21 protein-coding genes and 1 tRNA gene are annotated in these 25,875 nt (G+C 49.8%); 6 read left to right on the top strand and 16 right to left on the bottom strand.

The features are described from left to right. Positions 1-213 precede the first annotated feature (213 nt). Positions 214-645, bottom strand: a complete 432-nt coding sequence (locus tag E3J62_01140) for a hypothetical protein (GenBank protein TET47508.1) — start codon at positions 643-645, stop codon at positions 214-216. A gap of 379 nt (positions 646-1,024) precedes the next feature. On the opposite strand from E3J62_01140, the gene E3J62_01145 reads away from it, so the two are divergent. The 5 genes from E3J62_01145 to E3J62_01165 all read left to right on the top strand — a co-directional run bounded on the left by E3J62_01145 (position 1,025) and on the right by E3J62_01165 (position 7,020). Further along, complete coding sequence (locus tag E3J62_01145) at positions 1,025-1,744, top strand: T9SS type A sorting domain-containing protein (GenBank protein ID TET47509.1); 720 nt, start codon at positions 1,025-1,027, stop codon at positions 1,742-1,744. A 364-nt stretch (positions 1,745-2,108) separates the two neighbouring features. Then, complete coding sequence (locus tag E3J62_01150; protein TET47510.1) at positions 2,109-3,059, top strand: carboxypeptidase regulatory-like domain-containing protein; 951 nt, start codon at positions 2,109-2,111, stop codon at positions 3,057-3,059. A 2-nt stretch (positions 3,060-3,061) separates the two neighbouring features. Next, on the top strand, positions 3,062-4,525 hold the full coding sequence (locus tag E3J62_01155) for a GAF domain-containing protein (GenBank protein TET47511.1): 1,464 nt from the start codon (positions 3,062-3,064) through the stop codon (positions 4,523-4,525). Continuing rightward, positions 4,526-6,238, top strand: a complete 1,713-nt coding sequence (locus E3J62_01160; protein TET47512.1) for a serine/threonine protein kinase — start codon at positions 4,526-4,528, stop codon at positions 6,236-6,238. Beyond that, positions 6,235-7,020 carry a hypothetical protein gene (locus E3J62_01165; GenBank protein TET47513.1) on the top strand — a complete coding sequence of 262 codons (786 nt, stop codon included), beginning with the start codon at positions 6,235-6,237 and terminating at the stop codon, positions 7,018-7,020. Before E3J62_01160 ends, E3J62_01165 begins: the two co-directional genes overlap by 4 nt. Before the next feature lie 11 nt (positions 7,021-7,031). On the opposite strand, the gene E3J62_01170 is transcribed toward E3J62_01165, so the two are convergent. From E3J62_01170 to E3J62_01205, 8 genes are all read right to left on the bottom strand, one after another. Beyond that, on the bottom strand, positions 7,032-7,508 hold the full coding sequence (locus tag E3J62_01170; GenBank protein ID TET47514.1) for an HIT domain-containing protein: 477 nt from the start codon (positions 7,506-7,508) through the stop codon (positions 7,032-7,034). Positions 7,509-7,588: 80 nt separating this feature from the next. After that, the gene (locus E3J62_01175) at positions 7,589-8,824 is read right to left on the bottom strand and encodes a DNA helicase UvrD (protein ID TET47515.1); all 1,236 of its coding nucleotides are present in this window, start codon (positions 8,822-8,824) and stop codon (positions 7,589-7,591) included. 3 nt (positions 8,825-8,827) lie between these two features. Continuing rightward, positions 8,828-9,583: a class I SAM-dependent methyltransferase gene (locus E3J62_01180; GenBank protein TET47516.1), complete on the bottom strand. Its 756-nt coding sequence runs from the start codon at positions 9,581-9,583 to the stop codon at positions 8,828-8,830. Further along, positions 9,580-10,932: a tryptophanase gene (locus E3J62_01185; GenBank protein ID TET47517.1), complete on the bottom strand. Its 1,353-nt coding sequence runs from the start codon at positions 10,930-10,932 to the stop codon at positions 9,580-9,582. Before E3J62_01185 ends, E3J62_01180 begins: the two co-directional genes overlap by 4 nt. A gap of 66 nt (positions 10,933-10,998) precedes the next feature. Continuing rightward, on the bottom strand, positions 10,999-11,547 hold the full coding sequence (locus tag E3J62_01190; GenBank protein TET47518.1) for a hypothetical protein: 549 nt from the start codon (positions 11,545-11,547) through the stop codon (positions 10,999-11,001). Then, complete coding sequence (locus tag E3J62_01195) at positions 11,537-12,361, bottom strand: radical SAM protein (protein TET47519.1); 825 nt, start codon at positions 12,359-12,361, stop codon at positions 11,537-11,539. The genes E3J62_01190 and E3J62_01195 overlap by 11 nt, the downstream gene beginning before the upstream one ends. 37 nt (positions 12,362-12,398) lie before the next feature. Next, positions 12,399-13,733 (bottom strand): acetyl ornithine aminotransferase family protein, encoded by a 1,335-nt coding sequence (locus E3J62_01200; GenBank protein ID TET47520.1) that lies wholly within the window; start codon positions 13,731-13,733, stop codon positions 12,399-12,401. A gap of 128 nt (positions 13,734-13,861) precedes the next feature. Continuing rightward, complete coding sequence (locus E3J62_01205; protein TET47521.1) at positions 13,862-16,189, bottom strand: T9SS type A sorting domain-containing protein; 2,328 nt, start codon at positions 16,187-16,189, stop codon at positions 13,862-13,864. Between the two features lie 660 nt (positions 16,190-16,849). On the opposite strand from E3J62_01205, the gene E3J62_01210 reads away from it, so the two are divergent. Next, positions 16,850-18,016, top strand: coding sequence for an aminotransferase class I/II-fold pyridoxal phosphate-dependent enzyme (locus E3J62_01210; protein TET47522.1), 1,167 nt, complete (start codon positions 16,850-16,852; stop codon positions 18,014-18,016). Between the two features lie 12 nt (positions 18,017-18,028). On the opposite strand, the gene E3J62_01215 is transcribed toward E3J62_01210, so the two are convergent. The 7 genes from E3J62_01215 to uvrA form a co-directional block, all read right to left on the bottom strand. After that, a complete protein-coding gene (locus E3J62_01215) occupies positions 18,029-19,090 on the bottom strand; it encodes a type IV pilus twitching motility protein PilT (protein TET47523.1) in 1,062 nt (353 codons plus the stop codon). Positions 19,091-19,100: 10 nt separating this feature from the next. Then, a complete protein-coding gene (locus E3J62_01220; protein ID TET47524.1) occupies positions 19,101-20,159 on the bottom strand; it encodes a type IV pilus twitching motility protein PilT in 1,059 nt (352 codons plus the stop codon). 459 nt (positions 20,160-20,618) lie between these two features. Further along, positions 20,619-20,692, bottom strand: a tRNA-Arg gene (locus tag E3J62_01225). A gap of 451 nt (positions 20,693-21,143) precedes the next feature. Continuing rightward, a complete protein-coding gene (locus tag E3J62_01230) occupies positions 21,144-21,899 on the bottom strand; it encodes an enoyl-CoA hydratase/isomerase family protein (GenBank protein ID TET47525.1) in 756 nt (251 codons plus the stop codon). A 396-nt stretch (positions 21,900-22,295) separates the two neighbouring features. Next, the gene (locus tag E3J62_01235) at positions 22,296-22,574 is read right to left on the bottom strand and encodes an integration host factor subunit beta (GenBank protein ID TET47526.1); all 279 of its coding nucleotides are present in this window, start codon (positions 22,572-22,574) and stop codon (positions 22,296-22,298) included. A 71-nt stretch (positions 22,575-22,645) separates the two neighbouring features. Next, positions 22,646-22,855 carry a zinc ribbon domain-containing protein gene (locus E3J62_01240; protein ID TET47527.1) on the bottom strand — a complete coding sequence of 70 codons (210 nt, stop codon included), beginning with the start codon at positions 22,853-22,855 and terminating at the stop codon, positions 22,646-22,648. 100 nt (positions 22,856-22,955) lie between these two features. Then, positions 22,956-25,751, bottom strand: coding sequence for an excinuclease ABC subunit UvrA (gene uvrA / locus E3J62_01245; GenBank protein TET47528.1), 2,796 nt, complete (start codon positions 25,749-25,751; stop codon positions 22,956-22,958). Between the last annotated feature and the right edge of the window lie 124 nt (positions 25,752-25,875).

A 25,875-nucleotide genomic window follows, 5' to 3' on the forward strand; every position in this document is an offset into this window, starting at 1 on the left:
CCAAACATCGCAACAGATCTCTACCTTAACTTAACACCTATGCCGTTCCACGGGGAGGCGCAGCCGAAGGATCCACTTGTGCCAGACTGCTCCGCTCACTCCGTTCGCTCGCAATGACACTGTTTCTGTTCCATTTGGTACGTTCGAGGGCGAGAGTATCCTTCGCTATTGATAGCTGAGGTCTGACAGCTTGGTTGTTCGTATAGCGTACAGCTAGTTGCCAGTCTCTTGAATCTTAAACCTTTGCCTCACGTATTCCATCACTTCATCTCTTTTATCACCGAATCTCAGATACAGGCCGCGGTAATTCTCTAGTCTCGAGGGTCTGTCAAACGGGCTGAGGAGCACTCCCCTCTTATCTTCATAGTAGCTTCTGAAATTCTCCCACGTCTTTCTCGTCGTGTGGAAAAACTGGAAGGCCTCCACCCCCTCTTCTGTCATCTTATATCTTGTGGGGGCAAAGTAGGGAGCGACTGACCCACCGAGCAGCAGCATGGAGACAATGAACCAAAGGCTCCCGAACGACACATAGATAACAACAAAGAGAGCCATCAGGAATAGACTCACAAGCAACGTTCTTGGTTTGTTCTCCGCGGCTAGAAAGGAGGTCCACTCGAGACGATCGTCATCATCTGGGTCATTCATCCCACACAGATTCTATGACCTATGCAACACAATGTCAAGTAGGGCCTCGGCCTGCCCCGTTTCTCGCGAAGCGAGATACACGGGGCCTGCCCGCCCGGGCCGTTCGACAGCCGGCCGTTTCACGGCCTCCCGAGCACTTCACGGAGCCTGTGCTGCCTGTCCCGAGCGTAGTCGAGGGGAGTAACGTCGAAATGCCTATCCCCGGACTTGTCTGACCCGAGAGGCGGAAAAAAATGCGCACCTGCTGAATAGTTTTCGCACTTGTCATCGGAAAGGAGTGTAATTCAAAGCTGTAACCTCTGATTTTACATGTACTTCAGAAAAGAGTGTCGGTTGGCACAACTATTGCTATGGTTTCTGGCCGAAGGGGGTGATATGGATGCGCCTAATATTCGTGATAAGTTTGATAGTGTGTGTTTCAGCGGGTGCGGTTTACTCAAATGAGCCATGCACTGACACCATTTATGCAAAAGTAATTGATGATACAGTGAAGGTTTTCCACGACGGCGCCTTCTACAACTGCTGTGCGGTGATCGACTTCGAATTTGAGATCGGTGATACCTTCATAGACATTGTGGAAACCGAAACATTCCCGAAGGGGCCATGCTACTGTATGTGCTGTCTGGATTTGAGTCTTTCCATCAGCAATGTTCCCCCTGGTGTCTACTGGGTCTATGTGTGGAACGAAGACAAGTCAGTGCTGTATGGCAAGACAAGGGTGGTTGTGGGTGGCCTTGGATCTGGTCCTGTTGGAATATGCAACGTCTGGCAGAGCGATTGCTACACCCTTGCTCCCGGGACCGTGCACGATGGTCTTCCCTGCACGTTCACGCTTGACGAGCCAGCGCCGAATCCTACAATGGGACATACTTGCCTTTTCTACCAACTGGACAAGCCGGGGACTGTATCTATCAAGGTGTATGACTCGTCAGGGAGGATGGCATCCCTGGTCGCTGAGCGAGACCAACCCGCTGGCCGGTACAGTCTGCAGTGGGACGGGCGGCGTGGAGACGGGGAAAGACTCCCTTCTGGGATCTACTTTGTCAGGCTCTCTCTCGGTTCCAATGTCGCAGTAAGAAAGCTGCTGATAGCAAGATAGAGATTGACACACTCTCTCACCCCGGCTCACCCTCTGTTGGTGGGCCGGTTGTGCTTGACCTGATAGTGCCTTCCCTCGTGCCTGGCATTACCCTCCGAATACTGAGAGGTCCTTCGGTATTTCTCCATATTGAGTCAAAAGTCCATGCCTGCCCCGTTTCTTGCGAAGCGAGATACACGGGGCCTGCCCGACTGGGGCGTCTTACGGCCGCTCGTCTCACGAGCCCTGTCCCGTTTGACGGGGCTCTCGGGGTAGGAGCTTGTGATCGGCCTGGGCAAAATTGTAAAATTGGGGGGCTGTCCCCCGTGTGATTTTGGCTTTGACAGCGCAAATATTGCGTAGTAGTATACGAAGGGGCGGAATCTTGAAAAGAACACTTCTGATCTGCTTGAGCATGTGGTTTTTGTGCGGCTGCGCCATGAACGCAGAGAGGGACAATCCGCTCGATCCGCTCTCCGCGCACTACACTGCCATCGCTGGCAGGGTGACGGATAGGGCACACTTCCCGATTCCAGATACGCGGATAACTGTGATGCCAGAAAATGTGAGCGCGCTCACCGATTCTTCTGGCCGCTACACAGTACAGGGTCTCAAGAGAGGGATTCACGTAGTGCATGCAGAGGCTTCATCCTATGCCCCTGACTCACAACAGGTGCAGGTTGCTATAGGTCAGGTGGCGTTGGCTGATTTTGAACTGAACGCGCAACCATATTTTCAGTCGGTGAAAGCCGTCTCTGCACATGAACCAGTCTGGCCACTCGATATCCACTTTGCCTATCTGACTGCTGTCCCGAACGACGGTGATGGGAGCCCTGATGTAGAGAGTGTCCATGTGGTCATTGAGGACATCAACTATGAAAGGTCAATGCAGTTCGACCACGACCAGGGATGCTTCACCCACACCATTATGGCGGACAGCCTGCCTGGAAGGTCCCTTCACAACCTGATTGGCGTGGAGATAGGATTCACGGTAACTGACAGGCAAGGCGGGACTGGACAGGCGACGACCAGGCTGATGCGTATAATAGACCCTCTGCCCTTCATAGTGTCTCCCAAGAACGGTGAAAAAGTAGGCCCAAGACCGATTCTGGAATGGGATTTCTATGTTCCGTACGATATCACACTCAGCATAAGGCTGTATAGAACGCAACCTCACTGGCTCGTTTGGTCAGTAGATTCTATTCCGCCATCAACCAACAACATGCAGGTTCCGGATTCTCTCGACCAGGGTGCCCATTACTGGACTCTGACGGCGTTCGATGCGTTCGGGAATTGGAGTAAATCAGAAGAAGCAAGTTTTCAGGTGGAGGACTGAGTATGAAGCAAGATGCCAACCACCTTGAAGCTCTGCTTGAGATCTCCTCTGTAATAAACTCTATCCTGAGGACACAGCCACTCCTCGAAAAGATCATGGATATAGCAGTGAGTAACATCGGTGCAGAAAGAGGCTTTATCATTCTGAGAGAACCTGGGTCACGCAATCTGGAGGCAAAGGTCAAAAGGAACATGAGTGGAGACGAGACGACTCCTGCCATCTCCAGTTCGATAGTCCAGCAGGCCATCACCTCAGGTGAGCCGGTACTCACACACGACGCAAAAGAGGATCCAAGGTTTGATTCTTCCGATTCGGTAATTCTGCAGAACATCACCTCAGCCGCTTGTGTGCCCCTAAAGCTCAGAAACAGGATCATAGGCGCCATCTATGTCGATTCCAGAAGTGCGAAAAGCATCTTCACCGACAGGACAATCCAGTTCCTCAGTGCCTTCGCCAATCAAGCAGCTATCGCACTCGACAATGCAAGGGTCCATGAGTCTGTCGCGAACGAAAATCTGCTGCTGAAACGGGAAATGGCACAGGTCTCTGGATTTGAAAACATGGTTGGGAAGAGTCAGGAGATGCAGGCTCTCTATGAAATCATGAAGAAAGTGATACCCATATCTTCCTCGGTGCTTATCGAGGGTGAAAGCGGGACGGGTAAGGAACTGGTTGCAAGGGCCATACATTACAATGGCCCCAGAAAGGCAAAACCTTTTGTTGCTCAGCAGTGCAGCGCGATTCCCGAGACTCTCCTGGAGAGCGAACTGTTTGGACACGCGAAGGGTGCCTTTACCGGAGCAAACTCTAACAAGAAAGGCCTCTTTGAGGCTGCAAGTGGTGGAACTTTCTTCCTGGACGAGATCGGGGACATATCCCCTTCCATGCAGGCCAAACTTCTCAGAGCTCTTCAGGAAGGTGAGGTGAGAAGGCTTGGAGAGAATACCTCCCGCAAAGTGGACGTGAGAATAATATCAGCAACGAACAAGAACCTTAGAAAAGAAGTGGCGGAGGGTCGATTCAGAGAGGACCTCTACTATCGGCTCAAGGTAATATCTATAGCCCTCCCTCCCCTGCGGGAAAGAGGAGAGGATATCGCACTTCTGGCACAACACTTCCTTGAAAAATACTCGAGAAAATGCGGCAAGAAGATTAAGAAGACCGATGAAAGCGCAATGGAGAAATTAAGAGGGCACAGCTGGCCAGGAAATGTGCGGGAACTTGAGAATACGATAGAAAGAGCTGTTATCCTGTGCGAGGGGAATACGATCTTGCCTCGCGATTTGATACTGGAATTGGATGCTGGACTGGAACCCGGTGGGACCATAAAGGATTTCGAGAAAAGGCTCATTCTCAACACCCTTCGCAATTACGATGGCAACAGGACAAGGGCCGCAAAGGCTCTGGATATTTCAGTAAGAACACTCCAGTACAAACTGAAGAATTGGAAAGACAAGGGCGGCTAGATGTCCAACCCACCTGAGTTGTACGACCTCCTGGAGAAGATCAATGTGGGAAGTGTTGCCGCAGCCTACAGGGGATTTCAGAAGAGCCTGGAAAGACAGGTTCTCATCAAAATACTTCACCCGCACCTATCCGCGGATCAGCAGCTTGTTGGCCGCTTTGAGCGGGAAGCCAAAGCGTGCGCCTCTCTAAGAGATGAGAACATCATTTCCATTTTTGACTATGGAAAATGGGAGAATTCCTACTTTATTGCGACGGAGTGGGTGGAGGGTGTGAGCCTGGCCAGGTTGCTGAAGAAGGCAGGCAAGCTCCCGACGACTGTGGCAATGGAGATAACCCGGCAGATATGCAAGGGGCTTTCCTATGCCCATTCGAAGGGAATAATCCATAGAGACATAAAGCCTGCAAACATAATGGTGTCGTTCGAAGGGGATGTGAAGATAAGCGACTTTGGTCTGGCGTCCGCAAAGGGGATGCCTTCCATAACCCTTGAGGGTACAATTGTTGGAACCCCGGCATATATGTCTCCGGAACAGGCGCAGGCCCTGCAACTGGACGGGAAAACTGACATATTTTCTCTGGGGTTGACCCTGCACGAGATGATAACAGGAGTGGCAGTCTATGCTGCTCCCACCTACTCCGGTTCCTTGACAAAAGTATTGACTGAGGAAGTCAAGCCAATAAGAACAATAGACCCCTCAGTATCCCCTCAGGTGGAGAGTATTCTTGCAAAGATGCTCCAGAGAGACAGGGCCAAAAGGTTCGACGACTGCAGGGACATAATAAGCAAAATCGAGCAATGGGCTTCGGTAACCGGAGCCAGCCTTTCAAGGTCGGAAATTGCCAGCTTCACAAGCGAACCTTCTGTTTCAGATGTCAAACCTTTTGAGCCCACCTTCAAACGAAGAAGGCCTTTCAGAACAATAAGCCTTGCCGTTCTTGCCGCAGTGCTTTTCGGCGCTCTTCTCATAATCGGCCCGAAGAACTTATTCCGACAGACCCAATCGGTTCCGATGGATCGCGGGAAGGTTGCGGAAGATGCGATGCCGGATACTGTTCTCGCGGACAAAGGCTCCTTGTTCATAGACTCACGGCCGAGGAATGCAAAGATCAAGCTGGACGACAAATGGATCACCAGTACTACGCCCTGTGTCATTGGAGGACTGCTTCCCGGTAATCATCACATAATACTGTATAAACCTGGATTCGATTCCACGGGCGCATCATTGAACATCGAAGCAGGAAGGAGAGCCTCCTTTTCCCTTGATCTTCTCAGCAAAAAGAAAGGGTATGGTCTCATCAGATTCAGGATTACACCTTGGGCAAAGGTTTACATAGATGGGAAATATCTGGATACGACACCTATAGGAAAAGCGATAAGACTCCAGGAAGGGATGCATGTTGTTAGCTTTGAAAATCCCGATTATCCCGCCTTCACAGAGTCTCTGCTGGTCCTCGCAGACAGCGCAGCGGATGTACTGATCAACCTTGATGACAAGGTTGGCTACTTGAGGATAGCAGCCAGTCCGTGGGCTGACGTATACATAGATGGTGTCAAGTTTGGAACAACACCCATTTCAGAATCGATTGTTCTCGTCACCGGCCACCATCAACTCTCACTGATAAATCCGGAGTTTCAATCTCACGTAGAAACTCTATATATCGAGCCGAGGAAGACTCTAGAGAGGCTCGTCAAACTGAAAACAGGGGGATGATCATTCACACTCGGAACTTGTCCATCGTGAGCCTGATGATTATTCTGAGCCTACCCCGAGCAGCCTGTGGCTTATTAAGTATGGAGGATGTTCGAAAAGAATACGAGCTGGCCCATTACGAGAAGGTGGTCTCGCTGGGAAAGGAGGTCCTCTCACTCACACCTCTTGAGTCAGGGAGCGAAGTGGAGGTTAGAACTCTGATGGCCTTCTCGTATGTAGCTCTGCACCTCAACTATGACGCGGAAAGAGAGTTTGAGAGGATTCTTGTGTTGAACCCAGACTTTGAACTCAATCCTGTCTTCACTTCACCCAAGATACTCTCAGTATTTGAGAGTGTGAAAGAAAAAATGAGATTGCTGGGGAGTGGTAAAATCAGCGCCTTTGACAATAGAAAGGCTGCACTCTGGTCGGCCCTCTTCCCCGGACTTGGGCAGATATACAAGGGCGAAAAGAAAACTGGTTACGCAATCGCTGCCTGTGAGGTTCTTCTTCTGACAGCAACCATTTACTCACACATGAATTATGCGTCAGCACATGATGAGTATCTCAGGTCAGTTGAATCAGAAGAGATAGAAGCAAACTACGAAACATATAACGACTGGTACAGAGCGAGACTCATGTTTGGTGGGGCCGCTATTGCGGTTTGGGTCTATTCACATCTTGATGCAGCGCTGCGGACCAGGATTCCTAAAAACAAAAGGTTACGTGACCTCTCTATATCTATCTCTTCTAATGCAGATCAGGTCTCCATTGGGGTGAGTGTTTCCCTCCCCAAGATGTGAGCGCTACCCTTTTACAGGTGCTTCTTCAGTGCAGCGTAGGTATCACCCAGGCTCTGGGATACAAGTTTGGTGTCAGAAAGTATTGGCATGAAGTTTGTGTCTCCCTTCCATCTGGGAACAATGTGCATGTGAATGTGTCCCAGCACGCCAGCACCTGCCACTTTGCCTATGTTAATCCCCACATTGAACCCTTCAGGCTTGAACGTCTTCTTGAGTGCGGCCACCACCTTCTTCGCAACCAGAAACATGTCGCATATTTCTGCATCAGTCAAACTGTCGATGTTTCTCACATGCCTGTAGGGCGCTATCAGAAGGTGTCCGTTGTTGTATGGATAGAGGTTGAGAATGCAGTATGACTTTTTGCTTCTGTAAAGTAGGTAGTTCCTCCTGTCATTTTTTGTTTTCGCCTTCTTGCAGAACAAGCAACCCTTCTCTTTTTTGCTCTTTATTATGTATTCCATTCGCCAGGGCGCCCACATCTTTTTCACATTAACACCCCCTGAGAAGATCGGTTAGTCTCATCAGACAGAGCAGAAGTACGCATAAGTTGGCCAGTGAGCTTCTCGTGTCAGAAGAGTTTCATCTGCGGCTCCGCAGTCTGCCTCTCTCCGCCTTCGAATATCTTGATTTCTCCGAACACCCCATCATAACCCGGTTCGGCCTCAACCTCTCCCTCTCTTACTCGCCCGATACCCTCTGCCACCCGTCCTGAACTTTTAGTCGCTATCTCCTCTACAGGAACGTTGAGCAAAATATCAAATTCGTTCCTAAATGAACTCAATAGCTTGTCATATTCTCTCGTGACGGTAGCAGTTCCTACGCCAACATTAAGAGCAGCACTTATCACCTCCTCCAGTGGAACAAGACTCTTGTACGGAATTGCATTTTGAGGAACGAACCCCTTTTCCCTATCAGCCAGATCCTCGACCCTGTGAAGCACACCTATTGTGAGTGGCTTTCCACAGACCGGGCACAGGTCATCATTCACCTTCGACTCAGATGGTGAAAACCTCACGTTGCACTTCCTATGCCCGTCAAAATGGTACTTGCCTTCCTGGGGAAAGAATTCTATGGTGCAATTGAACCTTTCTTTGTCCTTCCTGGTGAGCACATCCACAATCTCATCAAAGGCGAGGTCACAATCGAAAACATTGGCTTCTCTGCCAAGTTTGGAAGGTGAATGGGCATCCGAATTTGAGATCAAAGAGAATCTGTCCAGAGCCGAAAGCCTCCAGTTCATGGCTGGATCACTTGATAGACCAGTCTCTACCGCATGGATTTCCTCTGCAATTGTGCCGAAGCAATCCTCTATTCTGTCAAAACCAGACTTTGCCCCAAACAGAGAAAACCATGGAGTCCATATGTGGGCGGGCACGATAAATGAACGGGGGCATGCATTCTTGACAGCCTCAACCATCTCTGCCGCATCCAGACCAAGTATGGGCCTCCCATCAGAGGCTATCTTCCCGTACTTGCCAGCAATCTTGGCTACCTTGCCTGCATCCTCAAAGGTTGGAACAAATATGACCACATGTATCTTTCTCAATCTCCCAAACTTCGAATAGATATGTGACAGCTCTGTGCTGAGAATGAAGAATGTCTCGCCGTGTTTGTAGATGTCTCCTCCCGCAGGCACGAGCTCCTTCTTCAGGTGCTCCATCCACTCAGGATGTGTGAAGTCACTCGCACCAACTAATTTTATCCCCTTCCTCTCGGCCCACCTGGATATCTCAGGTATGACCATGTTACCGCTCGTGGCTCTGCTGTACTTCGAGTGTATGTGCAGGTCCGCAATGAAAGGCATTTCCTACTTCCCGGCTTTAACCATCATCCTGCCAGTGGTCCTGGTGGCCTTCTCCGTCGTTAGATGTTTGTACATCGAGACATCTGTCAGCCCTGCTCTGCGCAACAAGGCTGCAACAAACTTTAGAGAATAGCTTCTTTCCACGTGCACCTCATCTATCCTTGTGAACCTATCGCTTATATCATTCTCACTCACGAACAGCGTAAGATCAAGGGTGGCCAGGTTCCTTCTTGGGTCCCAGGTGTTTCGCCAGATTGATAGAACAGGGCCTTCTTCTTTTACAATGGTTTTGTCCCCCCACAACGTTGATAGACCGAACTCGGTGTTCATGTCAAATATGAAGAGCCCGGACTCCTTGAGAGAATCGGCCACGCATCGAAAGCAGGATTCCAGTTCGTCTTCCTCTAAGAGATTGTTCACACTGTCAAACAAGCAAGTTACCAGATCGACCTTGCCTTCGACTGAAAAGTCGCTCATGTCTGCCTGGAGAACCTCGATATCCATTTGCTCTTTTGTGAATCGCTGCCTGGCCACCTCCAGCATCTGCTCCGAAGAATCAAGGGCGACCACATCATGGCCAGCTTTTCCAAAAAGGACGGCACACACACCAGTCCCACACGCGATGTCCAGAATTCGCAGTCTCCTATCAGCATAATCTGGATGGAGTCCAGCGATGTATTCCACCCACTCCTCATACTGAATATCTACCATTAGAATATCGTAGTAAGGAGCGATGGCCGAGAAGGGACGAGATTTCATCTTCTTTCAAATGTGGATGTGAATTCTTTCAATCTGGGCGGCTCCTTGACCATACTTAGCCCTTTTATGCTCTCTCTCCTCTTGTAGACACTGGATACGACCTGAGCCACATACTCGAGGTGGGTATTGCTATAGACTCTTCTGGGAATGGAAAGTCTGACAAATTCGGGCATTCGATCCTCTTCTTTTTTCCAGGCTTTCACATTCTCGGGTGCTCCTCTCACACCCCCTTCGAGGTAGATCTCGCCGCACAGCGCCTGGGCAGGAAAGTCAGAATGTTTCAGATGCGGGAGGAACTCACCCACCACGATGAAGATTGCATGACCGCCATAGGGTCTGTAGACCGGTATGCCTTCGCCTGCGAGCATCTCTCCAAGATACGCGACCTGTCCGATCCTGAAAGAGAGATACTCTTCGTCTAGGCTCTCCTTGATGCCCTGGCCCATCGCTTCAAGATCGCGAGCTGCACAGCCGCCCTGGGTGTAGAATCCCTCAGTCAGCATCGCCAAGTCCTTGAAGCTGTCTGCGAGTGCAGCGTTGTTCGTCGCGAAAAATCCTCCTGTGTTCGAAAGGCCGTCTTTCTTCGCACTCACCAGACATCCGTCAAAATGGGACAGAATGGTTTTCACGATCTCCTCAAGGCTCTTCTCTTTGTATTCATTCTCATACTTCTTTATGAGATAGGCATTCTCCGCAAACCTCGCAGCATCAACGTAGAAGCGAATGTCCCGTCGATTCAATTCTTCTCTCACCGATCGAATGTTCGATAAAGAAACCGGCTGCCCTGCGCCAGTGTTGTTGGTGATAGTCAACATGCATACCGGAATTGTCTCCTTGTCCACACGGGCAATCAAGGTGCGCAAGCCCTCTATGTCCAGGTTACCTTTGAAGAGAGCTTGAGACTTCCAATCGAATGCCGTAGAAGTGAGCAGGTCGTGAGGGATGCCGCCAAAAGCTTCTATGTTCGCCCGCGTCGTCCCAAAATGCGTATTGCTCGGAACATGGTCTCCCCTTTTCAAAATAAGCTGGAAAAAAAGGTGTTCACCTATCCTTCCTTGATGAAGTGGAAGGATGTGCTCGAAGCCGAACACAGACCGGACAGAATCTACAAATGAGTAGTAGCTTCTTGAATGGGCAAAAGATTCATCGGCGCTCATGAGTGAAGCCCACTGACTGGAGGACATTGCGGATGTCCCACTATCGGAGAGAAGGTCAACATAGACGCTCTCTGAAGGAAGCAGAAAAACGTTATGGCCTGCCTTCTTCAGTGCTGAGGCCCTGTCCCCCCTGACGCTGAGGCGTATCTTCTCGCACGACTTTATCCTGTATGGCTCGGGCGGGGAGCGCACGCACCCTCCTTGTCTGCCCTATCAGTTACTGTGAGATGTAGTCAAGACTCCTTGCGGGTTTTCCTCTCAACTTTCGGCTTCCCTGATTCCGGTTGCAGAGGGGCAAACAATATTCGCTCTTATGAACTTGTATCTTCCCCTGTTTTCAAGATAGAAGGCGCCAATTGTTATGTGGTAGCCTTCCAGAGTTCCTGTTATGTTCCCATCCGCCTTGTGTATCCAGGGGGATCTTCTGTTCGTTTCATTGAGCGCGACAATGAGATGAACTTTGCCTTCTTCCATGTCTGCTATGTCTTCGCCACTTGGCCTACACAGGGCCTTCAAATCACCAAGCTCGGTGTGAGAATGGAAGTCGCCTATGACATTGACGGGATGGTGATCAAGTATCCTTTCTATCCTGGCAACTCTTTTCGGTCTGGGGGCAACCCAGGTCAGGGCTTTCCGCGCAGTCTGGTAAGGTATCGCATATTGTATGATAAACTGGTCTTCGCTGGCAAAACCAAGAGCGACTCCCAGCGCTTCATGGTGGAAAACCTCAACAGAAGAGAGCACAATGGAGAGAAAGGCCGTCTGCTGGATAAAAACCGTCTTTCGCTTTACAGCCTTATCTCCCATAAGTCCTCGCCTTCAAATCGAGCTCTGTCTTGACGAGTTCGCAAATCGACTCCAGTTCCTTCATGTCAACGGCTTTCAGCCCTTTTTCAGGAACCGGCCTATCCAGAGAATAGATTTGAATCTCCATCGGCCTTATCCGAGAGAGAGCAGAAAGCCAATCCCTCAGTTCGGCATCACTCCTGTTGTCAACACTACCTTTGACGAAGAGGGCCTGTATTATCGTATCTGGTATCTGGGCGAGACCAGAAATGATTCTTTCGAGGTCTATTCCCTGACCAGGCCCGTTGAGCGCCGCAAGCATCTCTTGATTCCCCACGTCAAGTTTCATGATTCGCAGTTCCACGCCGGATATGGCAGTCCTTATCCTCTCATCCATACTTAGTGATGAGTTGGAGAGGAGCGCTATGGGCACACCAGGTGCCAATCTGTCTCTGAGGTGGCGAACCTCGCGGACGATTGCGGGAAAGTCAGGATGCACGGTCGGCTCGCCGTTGCCGGAAAATGTTATTGCATCCAGAGACCGCGACTCCTTAAGAGCAGCCTCAACCGCCTCCAGGATCCGCTCGACAGCCGGAAGCCTTTCTGGCAGATCTCCGGGATTTCTGGTCCTCCCGTACTGACAGTAGCAGCAGTCGAAGGTGCACACCTTCTTATCAGAAGGGAGTACGTTTATGCCCAGCGACTTACCCAGTCTTCTCGATCTTACGGGGCCGTAGATGACCCCTTTCTGTAGTCGAAGGACGCCCATCACATGCCGCCCATGTGTATTTGAGCAAGGAGCAGTGTCAACTCCGAAGCTCATCCTTGAATCCATTCTGGCTCAGTCGCGAATCTCGTGGAAAAGGATTCCATCAAACCTTTCGCTTCTCAACCGCAGAGACTGCCTCGTCGAAAATTGTGAGAGCATCGTCTATCTCTCGCCTGGTAACCACCAGAGGAGGCATAAACCTCAAACTTGAGGGGCCACAACCCAGCATTACCAGACCTCTTTTGAAAGCTTCCTGAATAATCGTATCTCTTGTCAGCTTGGCATATTCCTTTGTATCCCTGTCTTTGACAATCTCCACACCTATCATCAATCCTTTGCCTCGTACATCTCCAAAAAACCTGTGTCTGACCATCATCTCCTGAAGCTTCTTGAGCATGTACTTCCCCTGTTTGGCCGCGTTATCCACAAGGCCGCCTTCCAGGAGTTCAATCGTTGCCAGCGCAGCAGAGCATGAAATTGGATTGCCCCCGAACGTGGAGGCATGAGACCCCGGGACCCAGTCCATCAAAGAGCTTCTTGCGATGCACGCTCCCAGCGGCATACCCGAAGCTATCCCTTTGGCCACAGCCACTATGTCAGGTTTCACACCCCAGTGTTCTATGGCAAACATCTTGCCTGTTCTTCCCATTCCGGCCTGGACCTCATCATCAATGATGAGTATGTCGTATTTGTCGGCCAGAGCCTTCAGTCTCTGGTGATAGCCGTCCGGGGGAAAAACGTATCCACCCTCGCCCTGCACTGGTTCGATGACAATGGCCGCCACATCTTCAGCGGGGACAGAGGTCCTGAACACTTCATCTTCTATGTACCTGACGCAGGCGAAGTTGCAGGTTGGGTGGGTGAGATTGAACGCACATCTGTAGCAGTACCCATAGCTTACGTGTCTAACCCCGGGAAGGAGCGGCCCGAATCTGGACCTCTGTATGGCCTTGCTCGCCGTCAGCGAGAGCGCGCCCATAGTTCTCCCGTGGAACGCGCCGTGAAATGCTATCAATCTGTGTCTTCTAGTGTGATATTTTGCCAGCTTCAAACAGGCCTCCACCGCTTCTGCGCCGGAGTTGCCAAAGAAGACCTTTTTGTTCTTCCCCCCGGGGGCAATCTCGGCCAGTTTCTCGGCAAGGTTAGCCTGAACCTCATAGAAGAAATCGGTCCCAGACATGTGTATCAGCTTTCCTGCCTGATCCCTGATGGCCTTCACAACCCTGGGATGACAGTGGCCCGTGGCAACGACTCCTATTCCCGCCGCAAAATCAAGATACTTGTTCCCCTCCACATCCCAGACCTCAACTCCCTTCCCTTTTTCAAATACTGTATAGTGGCCCCTGGTGTAGCACGGGGCAACATACTTCCTGTCCAGTTCGAGTATCCGCTTATTTTTGAGGCCTTTAACCCGGTGAATCTCGCTCGTTTTTGCCATTCCTCCCCCCACTTTGTGAAATATAGAATAATCAGCCAGCACAAAATATCAGAGCATAGGTGCCCTGTCAAGTGGCAAAAAAAGGGCCTGTCCACAGGGCAGGCCCTTCAAAACACGCGTTCGTGGCGCTATTTGAGATGTGTGATCTTTCTTGTGCTGGTAAATGATCCGGCCTCCATCCTGTAGAAGTAGATGCCAGAACTGACACGGCTGCCGCCACTGGACGTACCATCCCAGACTGCCGAGTACCTACCAGGATCTTTCACCTCTTCAACCAGTGTGGCAACAACTCTGCCGGTAATATCGTACACACGAACCCTGGTGAGAGCCCTGGAAGATATCTCGTACTCTATGCGAGTATTGCCTGTGAACGGGTTGGGTCGGGCCAAATAGAGCATGTCGACAAAACGTGCCTTCTCGAGATGCGACTCCTCAATTCCGACCTCAAAGGAGCCCGTTATCACACGCGGCGACTTACACGCAAGCCCCCACGCATCCTGAATAGTGACACTGTCAGGATAGACCGTATCACCGACAGCTACAGTTGGGACTCCTCCGCTCGTGGTGAGATAGACAATCAGTTGAGTGGAGTCGGCGCTCCATACGGCGGAACCCAGAGAGCCATCAACAGAAAGCCAGGTGTGACCTCCGCTAAGCGGCAGGATGTTGTCAATGTTGGTCTGATCGATTGTTGGGATATTCGTATGAGCATTGAACTCCAGCCTAACATAATCATCATCATCAATCCCGGGTCCTCCAGTCGGACCATCTGTGGCGAAGGCCTCAAACAGTATGGGGCCGGGTGCATCGTCGACGGAAGCTTTCAGGGCAACGTCCATACTGTCGTTGTCTCTATGCGGAGCCCAACTGCCTGTGAATTCCCACCCGTGCCTGGACTTCGGTTGGCTGTAGTCCATTCCGATGAACGGATCGCCGCGTGTGGGCCCAGCCTCAAGCTGGATGTACCCGACAAAGAAAGATCCATCCGTGAACACCCAGTTTTGGTTCGGCCAGAGATTGTATGTAAACCATCCCCCAGCCAGGACCGCAAATGTAGTTTCTGCAAGAATAGATCCCGGAGAACCATCGGGTGTGTCGTCCTCCATGAGCATCACCTTTATGTTCTTGGGAGGATTCTCACAACTGTTAATCCCCGCACTTACAGACTGAACCAGACACGGATATCTTGGAGGAGTGTATTTGTTTGCCCAACCCGACCCAGTACCGTTCCACGCAAATCCAGCCTCCAGACTGTCATCAACCCAGCTCAACTCACCTGGATAGTCTACGACCAGGATCTCAGCCATTGAGGAGTCGTTGACAGCTACTGAATCATCGGTTAGGACCACCTTCGCCTTTGCAAAATAGGTTGCCTCTCCAGGTGGTGTCCAGCTCGGGGTGAACACAACGGAATCGACGTCGCCAGGATTTAAGGCAGAAATAGTAGCTGTATCTCCGAAATAGTACGTTCCCAACGTATCCATAACATAGCAGTAAACATCAAAGAACGTGGCAACCTGGTTTCCCGTATTCTTCACTTTCGCCCACAAGTCCACACTGTCAGTAGGAAGCATAATGAACCCTCTGCTATCCGGAGTGGCCACATCGGTTAGGGCCGCGTCTGCGATCTGGAATGTTGATGAAATAGGAGGAGTGAAGAGTATTGCCAGGTTGCTGTGAATCACATTTTCAGGAGGCGTGAATCCGAAGAGGTATCTCAAACCGACCGTCCCTGTTATATCCTCAATACCGACCGAGCGGCTAGCAATGCTCTGGCTGGGACCTACCTGTTCCAGAATCTGAAATGTAATAGTGCTGTCCGGCCTGGAGAGTATTATTTGAAATGTGTTTTTGCTTGCCGGACTGTTCCAGAATTGCACCGTAAGATACGAGATAACGAAAGTATCCGCGGCAGCGTTGGTCCAGTAGAAGCAGCCCGGAGGGCCGTCGGGATGTTCAACGGTAAAGTCAAGATCGTCCATGAGAGGTGCAAGAATATCGTTTGGCCTTTGAGGGTCAGGAAGAGGCTGAAAAGCTGCAGCCTCCAGAGTCCTATCGCTCAAAGAGATGTATCCATTAGAACCTACATAAATCTGGTCCGAGTCATACCAGTAATATGGAAACGTAAATCCTATGGGAATAGGTCCCACGACATTGTCATCGAAAAGGCCTGTCACCTCAATCCAATCCGATGTGGTATCGATCCAGGAGAATGTTGGACCGATAGCAGTGTCAGAATCTACCCAGGTGTACCCATAAACATCCGGACCACCTTCTCCCAGTATCACCGGCATTCTCTCGACCTGACCTGTCCAAAGGTTTGTCAGACCGAAACTTGCGGCAGTCCACACGAAACAGACCGCAATTGGAACAAACACCGACAAGAACCTTCTCAACATGCTGACCTCCTTCTTTCTTTTTGTCGTATCAAGAAACAGATGTACTTCTACCCTCACCACCACCTTAGCCAGAACATTATAGTTTGGATGAACTTACGACACAAATTCCACGCCAATTTAGCATACTACCCCCTATCTACACAGGTGTCAAGAAAAATTACACTGCCGAAATCCCCCATCAAATACTCATTGTAAATTGGAAATTGTCGGAGATTCTGCCTGCCCGGGGCGTTTCACGGTCCCCCGTTTCTCGCGAAGTGAGATACACGGGGCCTGCCTCGTTCCACGAGGAGCTTGTCGAAGGGAGCGGAGTCATGAGTTCATCGAACGACGGAGTCGAGGGGCAAGTATGAAATTGTAAACTTGAACCCGCGCCACTGGGCTTCGGCAGTTCGCAGTTTGTAGTCTGCAGTTTGTAATTCTTTCTCCTCCGTCGGCTCACGCCGACGAAGGACGAAATATACCACATCAGATGTCAAGAAAGAATTCAGCAGGTCCTTCGGCTCAGCCTCAGGATGAAAAATACCCGATCCTGTCTGCCGACAGTCTGGGTCTTTTTCAGCTGGGCCTATTTCGTTCGTCCCTCGCGATTCGCACTTTCTTCTCTGCACTCTGTCCTCCGTACTCTGTACTTCCCGAAGGGCAAGTTTTCCCTTGAATCACAAGCGATACACCAATATACTTCCACACCGAATAGAGGAAAAGAGGAGTTAGAGAATGCGGTCCGAAAGAGTGAAAAAGGTTCCTCCGTATCTTTTCGCACAAATTGATAAGACAGAAGAGGAGCAACGGGCAAGGGGCGTTGATGTCATAAGTCTCGGCGTCGGAGATCCAGATGTTGCTACGCCACATTTTATAGTCGATGAGCTCAAATCCACGGCTGAGGAGCCGGAAAACCACCGCTATTCTCCATACGAAGGGCTGAAGGAGTTCAGACAGGCAGCTTCGGACTGGTACAGGCGGAGGTTCGATGTCGAGACAGATGCGGACAGGGAAGTTCATGCTCTTATGGGAGTGAAAGAAGGACTGATACACATGTTTCTTGCCCTCATAGACCCTGGCCAACTGACGATAGTGATGGATCCCAGTTATCCCATATTTGAGGTGGGAACGTCTTTTGCAGGTGGCGAGACATATCATGTCCCGCTTCTTGAAGAGAACAACTACCTTCCTGACCTGAACGCCATCCCGACAGACGTGCTCAAAAAGGCAAAAGTGATGGCTATCAACTACCCACACAACCCGACTTCAGCAGTCGCTCATCTCGATTTCTACAGGAAAGCTGTGGCTTTTGCCAGGGAAAATGGACTGCTTTTGATAAACGATGCCGTCTATACAGAGCTATATTTCGGAGACTTCAAGCCTCCTTCGATCCTTCAGGTAGATGGCGCCTTGGACTGCTGTGTGGAATTTCATTCTCTATCGAAGACTTTCAACATGACCGGGTGGAGGATAGGCTTTGCAATAGGAAATAGAGAAGCCATAGATGCACTCTCAGTAATCAAGACCAATACCGACTCTGGACTGTTCAAACCAATACAAATGGCAGGGGCAAAGGCTCTCAGAGAGGATCTGAACTCTGTGGATTATTTGAGAGAGATCTATAAAAGGAGAAGAGATCTGGTCATATCCAGATTGAGCAACGTGGGCGTGAAACCCTATCCACCAGAAGCGACGTTCTATGTATGGTCGAAAATTCCATGGGGCACAGACTCCATTGACTTCTGCAGGACCGTATTGGAAAAGTCGGGCGTCATAGTCGCGCCGGGTGTTGGTTGGGGCAAGTATGGAGAAGGCTATTTCCGTGTAGCACTCACTGTCGGCGATGAAGTATTGAAGAAGGCAATGGACAGATTGTGCGCAGCGATAAAGGGAGGAGTTTAGATAAGCGGTCTCTTATTGCTTGGCCTTCAGTATCTCCTCTAGTTCTTCCGAATTTGGCGAGCTTGCAACTGCAGTCTCTCTATCAATTGCATTGTCTCTCACAAGTCTTGCCAAGGAAGTGTTCAGGGAAATCATCCCCTCTTTTGCTCTTGTCTGAATAACGTTGGCTAATTGATGCGTCTTCGCCTCTCTGATAAGGGCTCTTACTGCCGCGGTACAAACCATTATCTCTGGAGCAAGAACCATTTTACTCCTGTCAACTGACGGTAGAAGGAGCTGAGAGATCACTCCGATAAGGTTGGATGAAAGTTGAAGCCTTATTTGTCTCTGGGCATGCTGCGGGAAGACGTCTATGATTCTGTCCACAGTCTGAACCGCATCCATAGTATGGAGAGTGGAGAGAACGAGATGGCCTGTCTCTGCTGCAATTATGGCGAAATCAATCGCTTCCAGGTCTCGCATGTCGCCAATCACAATCACATCAGGATCCTCTCTCAACAAACATTTCATTGCATTGGAAAAGGACCTGGTATCTTTGCCCACTTCCCTCTGATTCACTATTGATTTCTTGTCCGTATGAAGGAACTCTATCGGGTCTTCCACGGTGATTATGTGACACTCTTGTCTCTCATTAATGTAATCCACCATAGCTGCTATTGTTGATGATTTGCCTGAACAAGCAGGACCGGTCACCAGAACCAGGCCTCTCTCCTTCTTCGCGAATTCCCGGCAAATCTCCGGAAGACCCAGTTCGGACATGTTCGGAATCCGCGCGGGAATGAGACGGAACACCAGGCCAAGATGGCTTCTCTGCTTGAAGATGCTTACCCTGAATCTGGCAAGATCGGGTACATTGACTGCAAGATCCACGTCGAGGATTTGGTAGAATAATTCTTGCTGCTCCTTGGTCATGAGATTGTTAACAAGATTCTTGGTATCTTCATCAGTCACCGGTGCCATTTCCATTGGCTCAAGTTGTCCGCATATCCTCAGAAGTGGCGGGGAATCTACCTTCAGTATCAGGTCAGAGGCCTTCCTGTTGTACATCTTTACCAGTACTTCTCCTATATTCATGTCACTAACCTCAACCGCCAGACACAGATCTTTCGAAATCCTCGGGATCGGAACACTTAGAGAGCGCATCACGGTAACTGACGACTCCACTCATATACATCTGCTTAAGTGCTTGATCTAGCATCTGCATCCCATACTTCTGGCCGGTTTGGATAAGAGAGTATATCTGATAGGCCTTCCCCTCTCTTATCACATTTCTTACCCCCGGAGTGCAGATGAGTATCTCAAATGCTGCTGTTCTGCCGGAACCATCAAGTTTGCGCAGAAGTGCCTGAGATATGATCGCCTGAAGTGCTGTGGACAGTTCCAATCTAATCTGCTGATGTTGATCAGCCGGAAAAGTGTCCAGGATTCTATCTACAGTCTGAGCTGCATCTGTTGTGTGCAGAGTAGTTAGAACGAGTGCACCCATTTCTGAAGCCCGGATTGCCATCTGCATGGTCTGAAGATCTCTCATCTCACCGACAACCACTACATCTGGGTTTTGTCTTGTGACGTGCCTCAAAGCCTCAGCGAAGGAGTCTGTATCCTCACCAAGGCCTCTCTGTTCTATGGTGCACAGATTGTCCTCGTAGACGAACTCAATCGGATCCTCCAGTGTAATTATGTGTCTTCGGTAGAGAGAGTTCAAATACTCCACCATTGCCGCTATGGTGGTACTCTTGCCGCTGCCCGTTGGTCCGGTCACAAGCACCAGACCCCGGTGATACTCAGCAATGTCCTTCAATATCTCTGGCAGACCCCATTCATCAATCGATCTTATTTTGATTGGTATTACCCTCAGCGCGGCACCTATGTGCCCCCTCTGGCAAAATGCGTTCGTTCTGAAGCGAGCCACTCCGGGCAACTCATATGTGAAATCCAGCTCAAGCCTATCCCTGAACCAACTCTTCTGCTGCTCAGACATCAATTCGTAGACTAATCTCTTGGTGTCTTCCTTGGTCAGAACAGGAAAGGTTGACCTCTGGATCTTGCCGTTGATCCTGTAGATGGGCGGTTGGCCTGCCTTTATGTGCAGGTCAGAGGAACCACTGGCCACAACATCATTGAGGAGCTCTTTTACTTCCACGCCCTATCCCCTAACTTTATACACTCCACCCCACAACCCCAACCCCCGTTCAAGTGCTCAAATGTTCAAGTGTTCAAATGTTCAAGTGTTCAAATGCTCAAGTGCTCAAGTGCTCAAATGTTCAAGTGTTCAAATGTTCAAGTGTTCAAATGCTCAAGTGCTCAAATGTTCAAGTGTTCAACATTGAACTCTCTTCGCCTGCCAGATCCTCGATCTTAGATTATCCCCGCACTCCCGCAACCCCCGTTCAAATGTTCAAATGTTCAAATGTTCAACATTGAACTCTCGAACCCTGGTTTCAGGTTCACGCCCGAAAGGACTCGAACCTTCAACCTGTCGAGGTCGAGCACAGCGAGGCCGAAGATCCCGTTTCTCGCGAAGCGAGATACACGGGACGGAACCGCGGCCCCGAAGGGGCCGTCTCACCTCTCGGATTCAAAGAACACCTGGCATTTCGTCAACGCCCGAAAGGACTCGAACCTTCAACCTGCGGAACCGGAATCCGCCGCTCTATCCAATTGAGCTACGGGCGCATCTACATTTAAGATTGTACATTTATGATTTAAGATTGTCGTTGCAAGTGCGCAAGCTAAACGCATATATGTATCAAACCTTCGCCTTCGGTGCGTAGGATAACATCACGAAAGACTAATGTCAATTGGAATTGCCGTACACAAATTACGAATTGCAGGTGACACGTTGCCAAAGAAGGAGAAACGTTGTCACTCCAGGATCTACGACTCAACTTACTGTAGGGGCGTATTGCAATACCCCCCATGAATAGCACAAATGTCAAATGTCAAGTTGAAAATCCTTCGAGTATTCGGAGGGCACCGTCCCCAGGGTTCGCCCGGCGTGTCCCCGCCGTCGGAGGGGATGCATGGAAGGTAATTTCGTAATTTCAAAGGGGATGGGATGGGTTGTGAGGAATTTCGTAATTTCGAATTGTCAGCTGATAGCTGGCGACTAACAGCTAAGGGTAGGTTAGAATTTCTTTGCCATCTCTGTCAATAGCTCGTGCGCCCTCTCAGAAAACCAGCAGTCCAAGTAGAACTTCTCTCTTTGGGTCAGGTGTTTACGAATCTGCGCTTCAACCGCCTCCACGCGATTGTGTTTAATCATTCCAAACGCCTCGTAAGACAATACACCTATCGATTTGGCCTTGTTGATCGACATGGATAATACCTTCTTAACCGGTAGCACTCGATCCACCAAACCCAATCGGAAGGATTTCTCAGGCCTGTAAAACTCACCAGTATACATGATTTCACGGGCATACCGTTCCCCGACAACTTGCCTTAGGATGCATTCGCCCGGATATGGAACAGGTAGTCCCAGTCTGATCTCGTTGAGTCCCATGAGTCTCTTCCCTTCGGCGATGAAGCGGTAGTCGCAACAGAGAGCCAGGATACAACCACCTGCTACGGCATGCCCTGTTATTGCAGCTACCGTCGGTTTTGATAAGGTATACAAATCCATGCATACTCGATTGAATGTTCGATAGAAAACCTCGAGGTTCTTTCGAGTAAACCCGAGCAGTTGGGGAATATCAAAGCCCATGGAAAAAAACTTGTTATTGGAACCGGTAAGTACAACACCGTGCACGTCTGAATCGTCCCTTGCTCTGCATACACTGTCACCCAGCTCATCAAGGAATTGCAGGTCCAGCGCATTTATCACGCCCTTGTTCAACTTCAGTATTGCTATCCCATCCTTATGCTCTGCTCGAACCAGTTCCATAACCACACACCTTTCCTAATGACAGATTGCCGTTCCGCCTGCCACCCACTCTGAACGATGCTTAAGGACTTGGGCTTACTTCTTCATCCGAACACAATTGCAGAATCCGTCAATGTTAGCACGGCGGGGTGAACATATCAAATTGAAAAACAGGCTGAGAGCCCATGTTACAGCTCACAACTTACAGTTTATTGCCTCGCTCAGCTGATAGCTGACAGCTTACTTGAAATGCAAAACCTGGCACCGAAAAGGTGCCAGGCCATTTTGGGCAGTGTGGTTACAGCTATCTCTTCTTCTTCTTATGCCTGTTACTTTTGCTTCTTTTTTTTCTCTTGTGTGTGGCTATCTTCTTTCTTTTTCTTTTCTTACCGCAAGGCACCGCTACATATCTCCTTCCTATACAACCCTTGCCTTAAGGAGTCTCGACGGCTTAAACGTCGGAACCAACCTTGAGGGTACATGAACTGGAGACCCAGTCTTCGGATTCCTGGCAACTCTGGGCTTCCTCTGTTTGTTCTTGAATACTCCCAGCCCCCTTATCTCCACCCTGTGGTTATCTTCAAGGGCTTTACACAATGCGTTCAAGAATGCATCTACGATGACTGCCGTGTCCCTTTTTGTAAATCCGGTTGAAGTGGCAACATACTCCACCAGATCCGCTTTCGTCTTCGTCATCGTCGCCTCCTCTCTGTCGTTCTTTTGCCATTCTGTCGAACACGGCCCTTAAAGCGCGTGTTCGAGGGGATCTAACGCCCACAACCCTCGCACGTGTCTGCGGAACAGCTGCTACATGAGTCGCCTGAAGAATCCCCCCGCACCCTAAAGGTGGAGAATAATCTCTTGAGTTTTCTGGACCTACACCCCTTACATCCGAGGCTTTTCAAGTCCTTTTCTGTAAAGATCAAAAACTCCATCTTCTTTCCGCACTCGCAACACAAGTACTCATATATGGGCATTCAGGCTGCTCCACGGAATTTGACCGAGATTATCTCACCTAGGCTAACCATTGTCAAGCAAAAAATTTACGGCCTTTTTCGACCCCTTTTTTCCGGGCGGCTAAGACCCCAGCTCCCCCCTCAAGAATTGACCAGTGTAGGAGGATTTGCACGCAGCCACCTCCTCTGGAGTCCCACATATCACAACTCTGCCTCCGTCTTCGCCTCCTTCAGGACCCAGATCTATGATGTAGTCAGCGCACTTAATAACATCCAGATTGTGTTCGATTATGAGCACCGTGTTCCCCTTGCTCACCAGTCTGTCCAGGACAGTGAGAAGCATTCTGACATCTTCAAAATGGAGTCCGGTGGTCGGTTCATCCAGAATATACAGAGTATTGCCTGTTGCTATCTTTGACAGCTCTTTGGCCAGTTTCACTCTCTGCGCCTCGCCGCCCGAGAGTGTCGGTGCTGGCTGTCCGATTCTAATATAGCCAAGCCCAACATCGTAAAGGAGCTGGAGTTTTCTCTTTATCTTGGGAATCTTGTCAAAATGGCGCATCGCTTCTGTCACTGTCATATCGAGCACATCAGCTATGGACTTGCCTTTAAACTCTATGTCAAGAGTTTCTCTATCATAGCGCTTCCCCTTGCACACCTCGCAGGTCACGTGCACATCAGGCAGAAAGTGCATTTCTATTCTGATTATCCCGTCCCCTTCACAAGCTTCGCATCTACCGCCCTTTACGTTGAAGCTGAATCTCCTGGGCTTGTACCCGCGCATCTTTGACTGCGGAAGGTTCGCATAAAGCTCTCTTATATAAGAAAAAACTCCAGTATAGGTGGCAGGATTTGACCTCGGAGTTCTTCCTATCGGCGATTGATCTATGTTTACGACCTTATCTATCTGCTCCAAGCCCTGGATGCTTTTGTGCTTTCCTACTGGATGACGCGAATGATAGAAATACTTCGCCAGAGCCCTGTAGATGATGTTGTTCATCAGGGTAGATTTCCCTGAGCCGGAAACCCCGGTGATGCATACGAGAAGACCCAGAGGAATCTCCACGTTGATCTTTTTCAAGTTGTTTTCCCGGGCACCGAGAATCGTCAGGACCTTTTCGTTCCGTTCTCTCCTCTTTCCTGGTATCGCAATGGAAGCCTTCCCGGCAAGATAGCGGCCAGTAAGAGACTTTCTACTACGCATTATCTTATCCGGCGGACCAGTGGCAACAACTTCTCCTCCATTCTCGCCCGCTCCTGGCCCCAGATCAATAATATGATCGGCCCTGAGAATCGTCTGTCTGTCGTGCTCTACGACCAGCACAGTGTTGCCAAGATCTCTGAGCCGGCAGAGCGTGTCCAGGAGTCTTCTATTGTCTCTCTGGTGTAGTCCAATGCTCGGCTCATCAAGTATGTAAGTTACCCCAACCAGGCGGGACCCAATCTGAGTAGCCAGTCTTACCCTCTGTTCCTCACCTGCAGATAGCGTCTCAGAAGTTCTCTCCAGGGTAAGGTAGTCAAGACCTACATTCTCCAGAAAAGACAGCCTCTCCCTTATCTCTTTAACTACCTCACCGGCAATGTGCTTCTCTCTGCCAGCAAGCTTCAACTCGGAAGAGAAGAATCGACTAGCCTCTTTAATAGACATCCCGACCACGTCATGAATGTTCTTTCTCTTTATAGTTACAGCAAGGCTCTCTTTTCTCAATCTGGCTCCATCACAGGCAGGGCAGGCCTGCACGGTCATATACTTTTCTATCTCGCTTCTTACCCAATCAGAATCTGTCGTTCTATATCGTCTCATAAGCCTCGGCACGACACCTTGAAATTCCTCCCACGTTCCAGTCGTCTGATCACTCTGGTTTTCCGTACCGAAAAAGATTATTTCCTTTACTCTTTCAGGAAGATCTCTGAATGGGCTGTCGAGATCGAAGTCATACTCTCGTGCCAGATAGACAAGTTTTTCCAGAAGTTGCACACTCGGTTCTCCCCAGGGTCCGACTGCGCCCTCAGGTATGCTCAATTCTTCGCTTACAATGATCTGCTCCGAGTCTATCTCCATCTTCGTTCCCAGGCCATGGCAAGCCGTGCAGGCCCCATATGGGCTGTTAAAAGAGAACATCCTCGGAGTCAGTTCCTGGTAGCTTACGCCACACTCCACGCATGCGAATGCTTGGCTGTAGATTTGGTCTTTGCCGTCAGAGCCGGAAATGACCACAATTCCGCCTGACTCTTTCAACGCTGTGGCCACAGAATCGGCCAATCGCGATCTGATCCCCTCCTTCATAACAATCCTGTCCACAACCAGTTCTATAGTATGCTTCTTGTGTCTCTCAAGGTCTGGTATGGTCTCCAGTTCCACAACCCAACCATCAACTCTGGCTCTGATGTATCCTCTTTTTCTTGCCCTCAACATCAGGTCCTTATGTTCTCCTTTTCTCCCCATGATCAGTGGAGCAAGCACGCTTATCCTTTTCCCGGGAGCATAATTCATCACAGAATCCACAATCTGCTGAGGTGTCTGCGAGGAGATCTCTCTTCCGCATTTGTAGCAGTGGGGAATGCCAATCCTGGCAAAAAGAAGGCGAAGATAGTCATAAATCTCAGTGACGGTTGCCACAGTCGACCTTGGATTCTTCGAGGCGCTCCTCTGCTGGATCGAAATGGAAGGTGATAGACCCTCTATCGAGTCTATACTCGGCTTTTGCATCACCCCCAAGAACTGCCTGGCATACGCTGAAAGCGACTCAACATACCTCCTCTGGCCCTCGGCGTATATTGTGTCAAAAGCCAGAGTTGATTTGCCAGAACCTGATAGGCCGGTGATTACGACCAACCTGTCTCGGGGAATTTCGACATCAATATTCTTGAGGTTGTGTTCTCTGGCACCCTTTATTACTATGCTCTGCTTGGGCAAACCCTCCTCCTGTGCAACCAGTCAGTATATCCCGAATATCCAGTGATGTCAAGGGAAGCTAAAGTGGAGTGTCATTGCAAATAGAAAATGTCAGGTTTTTTGCAAATCAAAAATGTCAGTAATT

The organism is candidate division TA06 bacterium (genome assembly GCA_004376575.1).
Taxonomy (GTDB): domain Bacteria; phylum Hydrothermota; class DG-26; order E44-bin18; family E44-bin18; genus E44-bin18.

Coding starts and splice junctions, on each gene's coding strand:
- E3J62_01140 (TET47508.1), bottom strand. CDS start 645: ATGAATGACCCAGATGATGACGATCGTCTCGAGTGGACCTCCTTTCTA.
- E3J62_01145 (TET47509.1), top strand. CDS start 1,025: ATGCGCCTAATATTCGTGATAAGTTTGATAGTGTGTGTTTCAGCGGGT.
- E3J62_01155 (TET47511.1), top strand. CDS start 3,062: ATGAAGCAAGATGCCAACCACCTTGAAGCTCTGCTTGAGATCTCCTCT.
- E3J62_01160 (TET47512.1), top strand. CDS start 4,526: ATGTCCAACCCACCTGAGTTGTACGACCTCCTGGAGAAGATCAATGTG.
- E3J62_01165 (TET47513.1), top strand. CDS start 6,235: ATGATCATTCACACTCGGAACTTGTCCATCGTGAGCCTGATGATTATT.
- E3J62_01175 (TET47515.1), bottom strand. CDS start 8,824: ATGCCTTTCATTGCGGACCTGCACATACACTCGAAGTACAGCAGAGCC.
- E3J62_01180 (TET47516.1), bottom strand. CDS start 9,583: ATGAAATCTCGTCCCTTCTCGGCCATCGCTCCTTACTACGATATTCTA.
- E3J62_01190 (TET47518.1), bottom strand. CDS start 11,547: ATGGGAGATAAGGCTGTAAAGCGAAAGACGGTTTTTATCCAGCAGACG.
- E3J62_01195 (TET47519.1), bottom strand. CDS start 12,361: ATGGATTCAAGGATGAGCTTCGGAGTTGACACTGCTCCTTGCTCAAAT.
- E3J62_01200 (TET47520.1), bottom strand. CDS start 13,733: ATGGCAAAAACGAGCGAGATTCACCGGGTTAAAGGCCTCAAAAATAAG.
- E3J62_01210 (TET47522.1), top strand. CDS start 16,850: ATGCGGTCCGAAAGAGTGAAAAAGGTTCCTCCGTATCTTTTCGCACAA.
- E3J62_01215 (TET47523.1), bottom strand. CDS start 19,090: ATGAATATAGGAGAAGTACTGGTAAAGATGTACAACAGGAAGGCCTCT.
- E3J62_01230 (TET47525.1), bottom strand. CDS start 21,899: ATGGAACTGGTTCGAGCAGAGCATAAGGATGGGATAGCAATACTGAAG.
- E3J62_01235 (TET47526.1), bottom strand. CDS start 22,574: ATGACGAAGACGAAAGCGGATCTGGTGGAGTATGTTGCCACTTCAACC.
- E3J62_01240 (TET47527.1), bottom strand. CDS start 22,855: ATGCCCATATATGAGTACTTGTGTTGCGAGTGCGGAAAGAAGATGGAG.